Origin of the sequence: Microbacterium deferens (assembly GCF_045517775.1) — a bacterium.
GTDB lineage: Bacteria > Actinomycetota > Actinomycetes > Actinomycetales > Microbacteriaceae > Microbacterium.
Genome location: NZ_JBEUWT010000006.1, coordinates 36,853 through 49,735, shown reverse-complemented (window position 1 = coordinate 49,735; position 12,883 = coordinate 36,853). Strand labels below are relative to the sequence as shown.

Sequence of the window (12,883 nt, the reverse complement as noted above, 5' to 3'; positions counted from 1 at the left end):
GTGATATCGTCGACGCTACGAAGGCGGCGATGAGGCCGTCACCCCCGGAAGTAGGTAGTGCGTGGCAGCACGGACGGGCAGCGTCGGTGACACCGAGCTGATTTCACGCGCGGTCGGCGATCTCGCCCGGCGCACGCGTTTTCCCGTTGCGTTCGGAGGCCTCGAGCACGACGGCGCCGTGCACGTCACCTCGATCGTCGGCGCCCGCGGGCGCAGCCTCGACGGCCTCGTCGTCGAAGCGCATCGCGGCCTCGGCGGGCGGGCGCTCGTCGAGAAGCGCCCGAGGCTCGCCCTCGACTACCGCACGTCCCGCACGATCACCCACGACTACGACCGCGCGATCCTCGGCGAGGGGATCTCCACGCTGTTCGCGGTGCCCATCGTCGTGACGGGAACGGCGCGAGGAGTGCTGTACTGCGGCGCGTGGCACGAAGCATCCGTCGGCGATGTCGTGGCGCAACCCGCGTTCCGGGTCGCGGCGGAGGTCGCCACCGAACTGCGGGTGCGCGACGAAGTCGACCGCCGGCTCACCGCCATTCCCCCGTCGTCGGAACCCATCGCGGCGGGCGCTCGGGAAGAGTTGCGTGAGACGTACGCCGAGCTGCGGCGCATCGCGGCGGGCGTCGACGACGAATCTCTCCGCACGCGTCTGGAAAGCCTCGAGCAACGTCTCGCCGCTCTTTCGGGCGACCAGCGCACGCCCATGGTCGAACTCGATGTTGCTTTGTCGCCGCGCGAGATCGACGTGCTCGCGTGCGCGGCATTGGGGGCAACGAATTCTGAGGTGGGTGCGTCGCTCGGACTCCGCGAAACGACGGTGAAGTCGTATCTCGCATCGGCAATGTCCAAATTGGATGCATCGACCCGGCATTCTGCCGTCACCAAAGCGAGGCGCGCGGGCATCTTGCCCTGATGCCGCGACCCACCTAGCTGTCGGTGAGATATCCCTATATCGTATTCTTCGCCTATTCTGGACCGCTCAGACGGAGAGCTACGATGAAATTTCTCGACCGCACCCGCAGTCGGTCGGGAGGAGAAGAGATCACCCATGGCACGTAAGCAGATCACCCAGCTGATCGACGACCTCGACGGTCAGACCCTCGAAGATGGCGGCGAAACCGTCCTTTTCTCGCTCGACGGTCGCCCCTATGAAATCGACCTTTCGGCCGAGCACGCCGCCGAATTGCGCGACGCGCTGAAGCCGTTCATCGACGCCGGTCGCTCGGTCGGCGCCGCCGCCCGCACGACGACCTCGCGCAGCCGTTCCACCCGCCAGCAGAGCGGCCGCGACCTTGGCGCCGTCCGTCAGTGGGCGCGCGAGAACGGCCACGACATCAGCGAGCGCGGCCGCATCCCCGCCTCGATCCTCGACGCGTACGACGCCAGCCGCTGAACCAGTAGCCGGTTTTCGAGAGCTGCGGCGCGCAGGGGCGTGTGCGCTGCAGCTCTCGTGGCGTGCACCGGGCGAGCGTGACGCACGGATCGCTCGATACACTGGAGCACCTGCCTCTGTAGCTCAATGGAAGAGCTGCTCCGTCCTAAGGAGAAGGTTGGGGGTTCGAGTCCCTCCAGGGGCACACTCTGTTTTTGCTCCTGACCAGGAGTTTCTTTTTTAGTCAGACCACCGTTCACGTCGGTGGGCGCCACTCAAGTGCGCAGTCTGGGGCTCCGCTTCCCTGGATCGGCTGCTTCGACTCATCGGTGTACGGCCGGCGGGTGCCTCGTGGCGCACGAGGTTGCAGACAGCCGAGCCCATCGCAGCGGCTTTCGATTCTAGAGAGGCGGCCCGCGGCGGCTAATGCAAGGATGAGTGCGGGCAGATCGAAGGGTGGATTGTGGCAGATCTCGAGTCGCGGTTCGGGCGGCCAATCACGCAGCAGCTGATGTCGTGGACGGTGCGCAACTTTAAGGCGATTGAGTTCGCCGAGACGCCCTTGACCGGTCTTGTTGCCCTTGCCGGCGCGAACAGCTCCGGCAAGTCAAGCCTTCTGCAGAGTCTCTTGCTCTTGGCTCAGTCCGGGGATCAAGAAGTGACACTCAATGGGAGTCTGGTACGCCTCGGAACTCCTCGTGATGTGGTTCGAGCTGGTGCCACGGCGTTGTCAATCGCATGCAGTGCGACCGTCGAGGTCGGCAAGGAAGTTGCCGAGTGGCACGTCGAGCTCACTCTTAGATCCACACAAGACGGACTGCGGGTCTCCGAGTGTGCAGTTGCTCGCGATGGCGAGCCCCTCCTCCTAGCGAGTGACTCGCGTGTCACCGAACGTGCCCACTCCCACGTTGATGGCGACCGGACGTATGGCGACACCATCCTCCGCATCAGGGAGATCGGCGGTCGCCAAGCGCCATCCCACACCTACCTGACATTCAACGGACTTGCTCCGGCAGCTCTTCATACGCGAGTCGATAGCCGTTCAACCCTTACGGAGCTTCGTCGAACCTTCTCGCTCTCGGAATTGCGTAGCAACCCGGAGGCGGCGGAGCGGTTCACAGAGCTCGTCTTCTCAAACTTCTATCGAGCCCAGGTCGAGAAGGAGGCTAGCGCGCTCACTGAAGCGGTGAGGGCGGTCATCGGAGGAGACCTGTTCGAAGAAGACACCGCTGCGAGACTGTCTCGGAGCACTCTCGACACGATCCTGGTGGCGCTGTCCGAGCGAGGGGGCGACGGAGCGTGGCAGCCTGTCCCAATCCGGCCGGGGCTCGCCTATGCAACTCGAAGGCTCTCACCCCGATACGTGTCATTGATGATCCCAAGCTACGCTGAGGCCTTCCACTCGCTGCTAGTCGCGAACGACGTCCTATCGCGTCTGGGATCCAGCGTCAGGTACTTGGGTCCGCTGCGCGAAGAACCGCAGGTCGTTTCGAAGAGCGGCTCGCGAAACCCCTTGAGCCCGGTTGGCCTGCGCGGGGAACGCACTGCTGAGCTTCTTTCGACACGGACTCGAAACGTCAAGTTTTGGGACTGGGACCGCCGCGAGAGACGCGCCGACCTCACTACGGCCGTTAGCCTATGGGCCGGGTACCTCGGCATTGGAGACGACGTCTCGGTAGAGGATCAAGGAAAGCTAGGTCGCGGCCTTCGAATCAGCGTCAATGGCGTGCCTAGAGACCTGACCATGATCGGCGTTGGTGCGAGCCAACTTCTCCCGGTTCTCGCAGTTGTTCTCGACGCTCCACCAGGCTCCGTGGTGCTACTGGAGCAGCCAGAGTTGCACCTGCACCCGTCAGTGCAGTCGAGGTTGGGGGACTTTCTGCTTTTTGCACGACGCGACGTGTGTGTAGTGGTCGAGACACACAGCGAGTACATAATTACCCGCTTGCGCCGCCGGATCGCCGAACGCAAGGCGGGGGCAGAGAATGTACATATCTTGTTCGCCGAGGAGTTGCGGGGCGGGACAGAGGTTCGCGAACTCCGCGTGACAGACTTGGGTAATCTCGACGATTGGCCACGGGGCTTTTTCGACGCACAGGACGAGGAAGCCCGGGCCATCGTCCGTGCAATCGCCAGCCGGCGTTCGACCGAATGACGGTGCTGATAGACCCGCACCTGCTGATCGCTCCCACCACGTGCGGCCCCATCGACCAAGAGGCGTTCTGGAAACGAGTGGTGTCCATCGCTGGGACTAGCAAGGTGATCGGGCACGAGGCGTTCCACTGGGTCATCGACCAACTGGGCGCGCTTGGCTATCCCGAACAGCAAGTCAACTTCGGGCCGCCGACGTTTGGACGGGAGTGCCAGATCGCGATGGAAAGGATCCTCTCCCGCGTATCACGGGGGCCCGGCGAGGCTGAAGCGCTCGAGTTGACCCCCGCCTACCTTGGTGAGGAGGCGGCGCAGCTCGCCATCGTGATGGACGCGACTGAGCATCGAGGAGAGCTTGACGCGCTACTGTCGGACTACAATTACTGGAGTGCTCCGACAGACGCTATCAACTTAGGGTCCGACGCCGTCGAGTTGCTCATTGATTCCGAGCTTGAGCCAAAGGCGTTCGACGCAGCGCGAGTCAAACGTGTGTTTGCGGGGCTACACCTCCATGTCGTCGGCGGCGGCGCAACACCATCGGCAATCGATGATTTCGCGCACCGCTTGGGCATCCCTGAAGCGAACGTTCATTGGGTCGAAAGCGAAAAGTCCAAACCGCCCCGCGATCTCGACAAGACCTGGGGTTCACTTGACCCACAGCGGGATGTTGCGTTGTGCGTGACCGGGCGCGTGAGCCATGCGACCTGGGAAAAGGGAGAGAAGGCTGCGACAAAACGAGGCCTCACGATGCTCGAGTGCCCATCCCAGGGTCGAATCGTCGACCTCCTGATTGCGTGGAGTAAGAAGCAGTCCGACCCTGCGACCGACAGCGATACAAGCGACGCCGCTGCTTGATTCCGAACCGATTGAAGACCCGCGGTGCGTTTGACCTACGAATCGACGATTCAACAATGCACGCAGGCCCCCAGGGTGATCAACACCCTTTAGACGCACTCCCCTACACCTACCTGCACACCAGGAAAATGCCTGGATAATATGCAAAACGCACCCTTGACTCGTCCCGGCATGTCCGGAGACATGATTCCTTGGAAGGATCTGTCTCGTGGGACGTCCCAGCAAGTATCCGCGCGAGCTTCGTGCGCGCGCTGTCCGTATGGTCGCCGAGGTTCGGTCCAACTACTCGAGTGAGTACGCGGCGATGACCGCGGTCGCGCAGATGCTCGGCATCGGGTCGCCGGAGACGATCCGGACGTGGATCCGCCGCAATCAGGTCGACGCCGGCGAACGCCCCGGTATCAGGACCGAAGCATCGGAGGAGATCAAGCGGCTCAAGCGGGAGAACGCTGAGCTGCGGCGGGCAAACGAGATCTTGAAGGCGGCTTCGGCTTTCTTCGCGGCCGAGCTCGACCGGCCACAGAAGCGATAGTCACGTTCATCGAGGACCACAAGGACCGCGCCGATGGCGGGTTGCGGTGGGGTGTCGAGTCGATCTGCGCTGTGCTGACCCAGCATGGCGTGAAGATCGCCCCATCGACCTACTACGACGCCCTCGGGCGCGGTCCGTCATCCCGGCAGGTGTCGGATGAGCGGTGGAAGCCGATCATCCTCTCGGCGTGGGAGAAGCAGCGGAAGATCCTCGGTGCCCGCAAGCTCTGGCTTCGGTTGCGTCGCGACGGGCACGACATCGCCCGCTGCACGGTCGAACGGCTCATGCGGGAGCTGGGGATCGGCGGCGTGGTCCGCGGGAAACGCAAACGCCCTGTCCACACGGCGCTGCGGGAGACCAGACCGGCTGACCTCGTCGACCGGCACTTCGCCAGGTTCCGCACGAATCAGCTCTGGGTCGCGGACTTCACCTACGTGTGGACGTGGTCCGGCTGGGTGTACGTCGCGTTCGTGTTCGACGCGCACTCCCGCCGCATCCTCGGTTGGCGCGCCGCCACCAGCACGACCACCCCGCTCGTGCTCGACTGCCTCGACATGGCGCTCTGGACCCGCCGCCACAAGGGCGTGACCGGGGTTCGCAGGGCTCACCCATCACACCGACGCGGGGTCGGTCTATACGTCGATCGCCTTCACGGATCGGCTCATCGACGAGGGTATCGACGCATCGGTCGGGTCCGTCGGGGATGCGCATGACAACTCCCTCGCGGAGTCGCAGATCGGGCTCTACAAGTCCGAGCTCATCCACCACGACGGCCCCTAGCGGGACGTCGAACAGGTCGAGGCGGCGACCGCGTCCTGGGTGCTGTGGTTCAACACCGAACGCACCCACGGTTCGATCGACGACCTCCCACCACTCGAGGTCGAGCAGCTCGACTACGCTCGCATCGAACCGGTCGAGAGAGCCGGCTGACACCAGCAATTCGCTCTCCGGACATGCCGGGGCGAGTCAGGAGTATGCGTGTTTCGACGCGCGTGGCATTTCTGGGATTTCAGAACCGTGCGCCTACGGCACACAGGCGTCTGCCCTGGCTACGCTTGGTCAACACCGCGTGAGGGGTTCGCGTGATCATTTGTTGGGTGGGCGGAGAAAACATGGAACTGTTAACCAGCGCAGAACAGCGTGCGGTACTGGCGCAGGTCTATCCTGCCTTTTCGGCCCTCAGTCTCTCTCACGTGCGAACCGAGGTCGCGGAGGCTCTCACGCAGTTCGGCAAGTTCGGGCTGTTGGAGGAATACACCAAGCACGACATCAGTCACATCGACAGCATGCTCAAAATGTATGACTGGCTGATTCCAGAAGATGCTTCAGCGCGGATGACCGCCGCCGACTGGCTACTCATCACTCTTGCAACCTACTTGCACGACTTCGGTTTGATGGTCACCCGGGACGAGTACGACAACCGCGAAAATTTCGACGGGTACACCTCCTTTGTCCGCCGTGTCCGCGACTATGGGGACCCCGAGTACGCTGATTATCGAGCGCAACTAGATGCCATGCCCGGCGCCGACGCGGATAAGTTCCTGTACCAAGAGTTTGTCCGGGCGAACCACGCGAAGCGCATTAGAAGCTGGCTGCATGAAAGCCCAGACCCTAGCCTCGGTTTTGACAAGCGAATTGTCGAGGCTCTCCGCAAAATCTTTGGGGGAATCGAGGAGACATTCTTAGACGATCTGGGCTTGGTGTGCGAAAGCCACCATTCCGACGACCTCGACGATGTCGGAAAGTACAGAATCGACAAGCCGTACGGACAGGATCCTCAGGAGGAAGCGAACGTCCAGTATGCAGCTTTCCTACTGCGCACCGCTGATCTATTGGATATCAGCCAGAGCCGAGTCCCCTCCATGTCGGCGCTAGTGATCAACCCCCGCAACCCGAAGAGCCAGCTCGAGTGGGCCAAACAGGCGGCGGTGAAGCGGGTACGCGCCCGCCGCGTCGCTGTCGAGGACGGCGAAGTTGCCCCTGACCCCGATGTGATTGAGGTTCATGCGGCATTCAAGGACTCGGAAGGCTTTTTCGGCTTGACGCAATACCTCAAGTATGCGAGCGAGCAAGTCGCCCTCACGCACCGATGGGCCGCCGCCAGTCTTGCGGCCGGGGCGGACGGCTACGTCTTCCCTTGGAAGAGAATTGATTCTTCCAATGTGGTGGCCAAGGGCTTCATCGCCGAGCCGTATGAGTTCACCATCGATCAAGGCAAGATCCTCGACTTGCTAACGGGGCACACGCTTTACAACGACAGCGGAGTGGTCGTCAGGGAGCTTCTGCAGAACTCGCTGGACGCCGTTCGTCTGCAGGGTTTCCTGGGCTCGACGCCGGAGTTTCACCCTCTGGTCGAAATTTCTTGGAATTCCACCGAACGCGTGCTTACGGTCGCCGACAATGGAACCGGCATGACACAGTCAGTCATTGAGAACAACTTTCTGCGGGTGGGGTCCTCTCGATACCAGGATCCCGAGTTTAGAAAGACACATCCAGACTTTGCCTCGATCAGTCGCTTTGGTATTGGCGTGTTGACGGCGTTCATGGTAGCCGACGATGTACAGGTCATAACCGTCAACGAGGACGAAGCGCAAGCGCGGCAGCTTACGCTGCGGGACGTGCACGGCCAATACTTGGTGCGACTGCTCGAAAAGACTTCAGCTCAGGTGCCTGAACTGCTGCGGAAGCATGGAACCTCAGTCCGCTTGAAACTTCGTTCTAGCGCGTCGCTCGATGACCTCGAGGCTGTTCTCGGATACTGGTGCCTTCAGCCGGACTGCGCTGTCACACTTTCCGTCGACGGCGGTACCCCGGTGCCAATCGGGTTCGATTCGATGGCATCGGCGTTGCAGTCTGCGCTCATCAGCTCGGCGCAGATTCGGACGTCGGAGAGTGGGTTCGTCAACACCTGGGGAGATCAGGTTGAAATCCGGCATAGTGTCGGTGACGGTTACGAGGTCGCTTATGCCGTGGCATGGAGCCGGTGGCTGCAAGAGTGGAGTTTCCTGCGCGTCGATTTGGACAGGTCTGGGTCCCGGCCGAGCTTGATCCTTGGAACCGCCATCGGGGGCGTCCGCGTCACCGATGCTGCTCCCGGGTTCAAGATTGCATCCGGCGTGGCCGCGATGGCGAATGTGACCGGCAAACACGCACCGCGGACGAATGTCGCCCGGAGCGCGATCGAGCGAACAGATGAATATGACCGCTATCTAGACCGGGTATATAGCGCGTACATCGGTCACATCGATGGCGAGATGAAAAACCTGGAGAGCGACCGGAAGAACTCTGCAACGCGAGCTGCAACAGAGGGAAACTATCTGGTTCAGGAGATAGCAAATGTGCCGGCACTGGAATCAGAATCGCGGTTCCGCGCGAGCGTTATGAGGTTGCCATTTATTCTCGTCGAGCAGGGCGGAGGCCGTGAGCGTCGGTCCCTTGAAGATCTAGAATCAGTCGAGTCTGTTTGGACCGTAGAGGGTACGTCTGTTTCCGACTTCGAACGGGTTCTTGGCACCATCCGCGGGGCATCTTCGGTGTCGCTCACTAGTTTGACTGGCGCCCTGGGGATTTCAGAGTCGATGCGGCTCCCGAACGGTGTGATGGTGTGTGGACTTCAGCCATCCGGGGGATACCGGGGGCGCCTATTCGCGGCAGGCTGGGACCCGGTCAAGTTCGAAACCGACGACGAGTCACGAATCCTCCGGGCACTCTGGACTCGCAATCTTGGCAATCCAAGGTGGACCATCATTCGAACACCGAAGGGTTTGCCATCGGCCCTCAGCGAGCGTATGGAGCTCCTTGCGCGCATCGGCGGCGGCGCTTCAGGCGACGTGTGCCTGCCTGCGGGATCCGACGCGACCTCCGATGGGATTGAGGAGAGTGTTATTAAGTGCCAAGGACGTTTCTACGTCCTTCCCGGTAGCCCGCTCCTCGAAATCGAAGCGGCCTCCGAGAATGTGCCGAGCGAGCATCGGTCATGGGCAATTGCATTACTTGTTACGAATGTTCTTGTGGACACACCGGGCGCCGCCAGCGCCGCGATGCGATTGCTCGGACGAGCATCTGGTAACGCCGCCACACAAGAATCGCTTCTGACGGGTCTGAGAGAGCTTTCACTATACGAGATACTCGATGAGGCTAGCGTGCTGCACGCCTTCACTCTTGCCGCGACTCGAGTTCTTAACGTCGACCAGTGGGACCGTCGAGCGCGTGATCAAGAGTGAAGCTGACGCGTCGGCGGGGCACTTGCGCCGCGTTGGGGACTGGTGCCCATCGGTTGTCGGCGGTGTGAATGTGCATATCACCGCTGAACTGCCATGTCTAATCAAAATCCCGATTGCCCTGCTCCCGGCCAGCTTCACTAGTGCCAGCGACATACGCTTGGCTCGCGACGCCATTGGGAGGGGACGCGCCGGCTTTCTCATCGACGCAAATCATCGCTCGGAGGAGCGCCGATTGGGGATCCTGAATCCCCTGCCCTTCACCCGCGCGGTCCGCGATGCGTCAGGCATTTATCCCAAAAATACGCAATAGAGGGACACGGGAGATAATCCGGCGCGGGCCGAGCTGGACCGTGGGAATAGTCCTGCTCTCGATGCCGAGCTTGATCGTGCGATAGTCGACGCCGACGAGGCGTACGAGTTCAGCGATGAGCGCATTGATCTCAGCAGCGGGGACACGCTGGCGGAGTCCTGGCGTGCGCGCGTGTCAGGCGAGCAGGACGTGCCCGGCATGATCGCGGTTCGCGTGGAGTGGGATGATACGCTCACGCACCGCCGTCGCCTCCGCTGCGCTCGAGAGCGAAGCGGATGGCGTCGACATCACGAGACAGGTTCTCCGCGAGGTGCGGACGCACTGGATCACAACGAGGTCAGCCCTCGATGCCGTCAAAGTGGACGTGGACGTCAAGGACGGTGGCGAGCTCGACCGCATCCCGGTACGCGAGTTTCTCAGTCGCTCGTTGGCGCTGGAAGAGTGCGAACCCGTGGAGTCCCTCCACGCCGCGATCGCCGCCTATCGCGTCGCGACAGCGATCAGCGATCCCCGCCACTCAAGCTCGCCGCCGACACCCTCCAGATCAGCCAGAGCACCGCGGCGCGCCTGATGAGTCGCGCGCGCGACTCGGGTCTGGCGCCGGAAGCCCGGGTCCATGAGCCACGTCGCGCGCCGGCGGTTGACCCATACAACCCGGCCAGCCTTCCGATCCTGCGGCGCCACACCATGGGCCGGCTCAGCCCGAAGGGCGGTCGATAAGCAGCCCGCGGACACTGCCGCTTGACGGCTTGTTCGGAGGGCACCGGATCGAGGATTCAACTTTGCGCATAGTGCCCAGATTCGGCGAGACGCGACGCCTAGTATTCGCCGATATGCTCATTTGAGTCTGAAATACGCTAGGACCAGTTTCGGCGCCCGGGCGGCGCCCTTCTAGACGCTTAAGAGCCCTGATTGTCCGCGGCTTTTTGCCCGTGTTTGCCCGTTTACTGTCCGTCGCAGGTTGCTTTGGGCCGTCGCGCAATGTCGAGGGGCCGTTTCAGAATACGTGTAATTCCGCGGTTCTTGCAGGTTCCCGTCGGCTTGAGCAATCTGCTAGGCCGCATTCGAGTCCTCCAGGGTATGAGTCTTCACGCGCGCGATGCCGACGACCTCGGGATGAGGGTGGGCCTTGTCCGCCGGATGACGGGCTGGGATGCGACACGGGGTGCCAGCACAAGCTCTATCGCGGCGGCTGTGATCTAATCGGGCGCCGCCCCTCCGAATGGGGACGACGTCGTCGTAGCGCGGGCGTCCGCACCGTGTGCGACGCTGGTGGGGCACACCGACCGATCCGCGAGTGAGGAACCCCGTGGCGGAATGGGCCGAACGGCACCAGGTCGCGCTCTACATCGCAGCGATCGCTGCCGGGGCGGCGATCGGGCTCGGCCTCCCGTCTTCCGGGCCTGTCCTCGAGCCCGCGATCACTCCCCTACTCGGGCTACTTCTGTTCGCGACCTTCCTCGGCGTTCCCTTCGCCCAGGTCATCCGCGGTCTGCGCGACACACGAATGCTCGCCGCCCTCGTCGGGGTCAACTTCGTCGTCGTGCCGGCGGTCGTGTTCGGCCTCAGCCGATTCGTCGCCGACGAGCCCGCGCTGCTCGTGGGCGTTCTGCTCGTGCTGCTCACGCCGTGCGTGGATTACGTGATCGTCTTCGTCGGCCTGGCGGGCGGAGCCCGCGACCGCCTTCTCGCCGCCACTCCCCTGCTCATGGGGCTGCAGATCGTGCTCCTCCCCCTCTATCTGTGGGCGATGACGGATGCTGACGTCCTCCGCGCGTTCGACGTGCGGCCTTTCGTTGAGGCATTCGTCTTCCTGATCGTCGTTCCGCTCGCCGCGGCCGCCCTGGTTCAGGCGCTCGCTCGACGTCGGCGGCCGTTCGCCGCGATCCTCCGGGCAGCACCCACCGCGATGATCCCGCTCATGATGCTCACCCTCGCCACGGTGGTGGCCTCCCAGGTGGCGGCGGTGAGCGCGTCGGCGGCCGACCTGTTGCGCGTCGTTCCGATCTTCATCGCCTTCCCCCTGATCGCCGCTCCGCTCGGCGTGCTCGCGGCGCGGTTCGCCCGCCTCGACGTGCCGGGTCGCCGTGCCTCTGCCTTCAGCGCGGCGACCCGCAACTCACTGGTCGTGCTCCCTCTCGCGCTCGCCCTTCCCGGGTCATTCGCGCTGACCCCGCTCGTCGTCGTCACGCAGACCCTGGTCGAACTCATCGCGATGGTCGTGATGGTGGCCGTCGTCCCCCGCGTCGTGCGCGCGAGCGACCCGACTCAGCCTCGACCGAGGCGGTCGTGAGCGCGGTCGCGACCAGGCCTAATCGGCACCGACGAGGTGGCCGCCGCGAGCCCGCGCACCGGCGAGTCCACGTACATCGACTCGGCGCGCTCGACCACGTACGTCTCGTGCCAGACGCCGACGGCACCCGGCACCTTCCGCGCTCGACGGTTGAAGTCCGCCCACGCCGGTCGGTGAGCCGCCTCGCGATCGCTCGCGTACCCGTAGAGCTTCTCCACCGACGACCAGTACTGCACAAGCAGCGGGCCGCCCCTTCCCAGCGTCATCCGGTATCCCATGAGGCCCGAATCGGCGCCGCTCGCGAGCTCCGCCAGCATCCGCGGCATAGCCATGAACGCCGGCCACCACGCGTCCACACGCCACGGACGGTTGAGAGTCATCCCGATGAGGAAGACGACGAGCTCGCCCTCGTGATCGTGGGTTCGTCGACCCTGTTCGACAGTCATGTCCCGGCTCCTTAGAATTAGAAAGTACTGGTAGCCATAATTGGGTATCACTACTTTCCAGTCAAGGAGGTCACGTGAAAATCTCGCAGCTCTCCGCGCTCAGCGGCGTTCCGGTCGGGACGATCAAGTACTACCTGCGCGAGGGCCTCCTGCACGACGGCACCCTGACGGCAGCGACCCAGGCCTCCTACGACGAGAGCCATGTGGAGCGACTCTCGCTGATCCGCGCGCTCGTCGGCCCGGCAGGGCTGTCGATCTCGGCGACGCGCAAGGTGTTCGAGACGCTCGACGATCGGGGCACTCCCCTGTTCGAGCTGCTCGGGCAGGTGCATCACACGACAGGGCCGCCGGTCAGCGACGACCAAGACCTCCGCGCCGCCCAAGCGCTCCTCGACCGATGGGGCTGGCGGTGCGAGACCGACGACCTCCCCACCGTGGGCGCTCTCGCCCGCGCCCTCGACGGACTCGCCGCGGCGGGGTTCGAGCTGACCCCCGAGCAGCTCGATGACTACGCCACCCGCGTGCTCGGTATCGCGACCGAAGAGGTCGACCGCATCCCGATGGACTCACCGGAGGCAGCCGCGCGCTATGTGGCGCTCGGTACGGTGCTGGTCGAACCGCTCATTCTCGCCCTGCGCCGGCTCGGCCATCAGCACGCGTCGCGCGAACGCTTCGGGGGCACCACACCGTCGTGACGCACC

At 63.4% G+C, this 12,883-nt stretch carries 9 protein-coding genes, 1 tRNA gene and 1 pseudogene; 10 read left to right on the top strand and 1 reads right to left on the bottom strand.

What is annotated here, in order from left to right; all coding sequences use genetic code 11:
• Positions 1-61 precede the first annotated feature (61 nt).
• The 9 genes and pseudogenes from ABTU82_RS16030 (at position 62) to ABTU82_RS15990 (ending at position 11,736) form a co-directional block, all read left to right on the top strand.
• Positions 62-913 carry a helix-turn-helix transcriptional regulator gene (locus ABTU82_RS16030; protein ID WP_407174263.1) on the top strand — a complete coding sequence of 284 codons (852 nt, stop codon included), beginning with the start codon at positions 62-64 and terminating at the stop codon, positions 911-913.
• 135 nt (positions 914-1,048) lie between these two features.
• Positions 1,049-1,393 carry a histone-like nucleoid-structuring protein Lsr2 gene (locus tag ABTU82_RS16025; RefSeq protein ID WP_407174261.1) on the top strand — a complete coding sequence of 115 codons (345 nt, stop codon included), beginning with the start codon at positions 1,049-1,051 and terminating at the stop codon, positions 1,391-1,393.
• Positions 1,394-1,505: 112 nt separating this feature from the next.
• Positions 1,506-1,577, top strand: a tRNA-Arg gene (locus ABTU82_RS16020).
• A 258-nt stretch (positions 1,578-1,835) separates the two neighbouring features.
• The gene (locus ABTU82_RS16015) at positions 1,836-3,527 is read left to right on the top strand and encodes an AAA family ATPase (RefSeq protein ID WP_407174259.1); all 1,692 of its coding nucleotides are present in this window, start codon (positions 1,836-1,838) and stop codon (positions 3,525-3,527) included.
• Positions 3,524-4,378, top strand: a complete 855-nt coding sequence (locus ABTU82_RS16010) for a hypothetical protein (protein WP_407174257.1) — start codon at positions 3,524-3,526, stop codon at positions 4,376-4,378. The genes ABTU82_RS16015 and ABTU82_RS16010 overlap by 4 nt, the downstream gene beginning before the upstream one ends.
• Positions 4,379-4,586: 208 nt before the next feature.
• A pseudogene (locus ABTU82_RS16005) lies at positions 4,587-5,840 on the top strand (IS3 family transposase).
• 182 nt (positions 5,841-6,022) lie between these two features.
• Positions 6,023-9,133 (top strand): HD domain-containing protein, encoded by a 3,111-nt coding sequence (locus ABTU82_RS16000; RefSeq protein WP_407174255.1) that lies wholly within the window; start codon positions 6,023-6,025, stop codon positions 9,131-9,133.
• Positions 9,134-9,666: 533 nt separating this feature from the next.
• Positions 9,667-10,014, top strand: coding sequence for a hypothetical protein (locus tag ABTU82_RS15995; protein WP_407174253.1), 348 nt, complete (start codon positions 9,667-9,669; stop codon positions 10,012-10,014).
• Positions 10,015-10,752: 738 nt separating this feature from the next.
• The gene (locus ABTU82_RS15990; protein WP_407174251.1) at positions 10,753-11,736 is read left to right on the top strand and encodes an arsenic resistance protein; all 984 of its coding nucleotides are present in this window, start codon (positions 10,753-10,755) and stop codon (positions 11,734-11,736) included.
• Here ABTU82_RS15990 and ABTU82_RS15985 read toward each other — a convergent pair.
• On the bottom strand, positions 11,712-12,182 hold the full coding sequence (locus ABTU82_RS15985; RefSeq protein WP_407174249.1) for a DUF4188 domain-containing protein: 471 nt from the start codon (positions 12,180-12,182) through the stop codon (positions 11,712-11,714). The genes ABTU82_RS15990 and ABTU82_RS15985 overlap by 25 nt on opposite strands.
• A 74-nt stretch (positions 12,183-12,256) precedes the next feature.
• Here ABTU82_RS15985 and ABTU82_RS15980 point away from each other — a divergent pair, with 74 nt between their 5' ends.
• Positions 12,257-12,877: a MerR family transcriptional regulator gene (locus tag ABTU82_RS15980; protein WP_407174247.1), complete on the top strand. Its 621-nt coding sequence runs from the start codon at positions 12,257-12,259 to the stop codon at positions 12,875-12,877.
• The last annotated feature ends 6 nt before the right edge of the window (positions 12,878-12,883 follow it).

What these genes read in the sequence shown, in the direction of transcription:
- ABTU82_RS16025 (WP_407174261.1), top strand. Translation starts at nt 1,049, where the DNA reads ATGGCACGTAAGCAGATCACCCAGCTGATCGACGACCTCGACGGTCAG.
- ABTU82_RS16010 (WP_407174257.1), top strand. Translation starts at nt 3,524, where the DNA reads ATGACGGTGCTGATAGACCCGCACCTGCTGATCGCTCCCACCACGTGC.
- ABTU82_RS16000 (WP_407174255.1), top strand. Translation starts at nt 6,023, where the DNA reads ATGGAACTGTTAACCAGCGCAGAACAGCGTGCGGTACTGGCGCAGGTC.
- ABTU82_RS15995 (WP_407174253.1), top strand. Translation starts at nt 9,667, where the DNA reads ATGATACGCTCACGCACCGCCGTCGCCTCCGCTGCGCTCGAGAGCGAA.
- ABTU82_RS15985 (WP_407174249.1), bottom strand. Translation starts at nt 12,182, where the DNA reads ATGACTGTCGAACAGGGTCGACGAACCCACGATCACGAGGGCGAGCTC.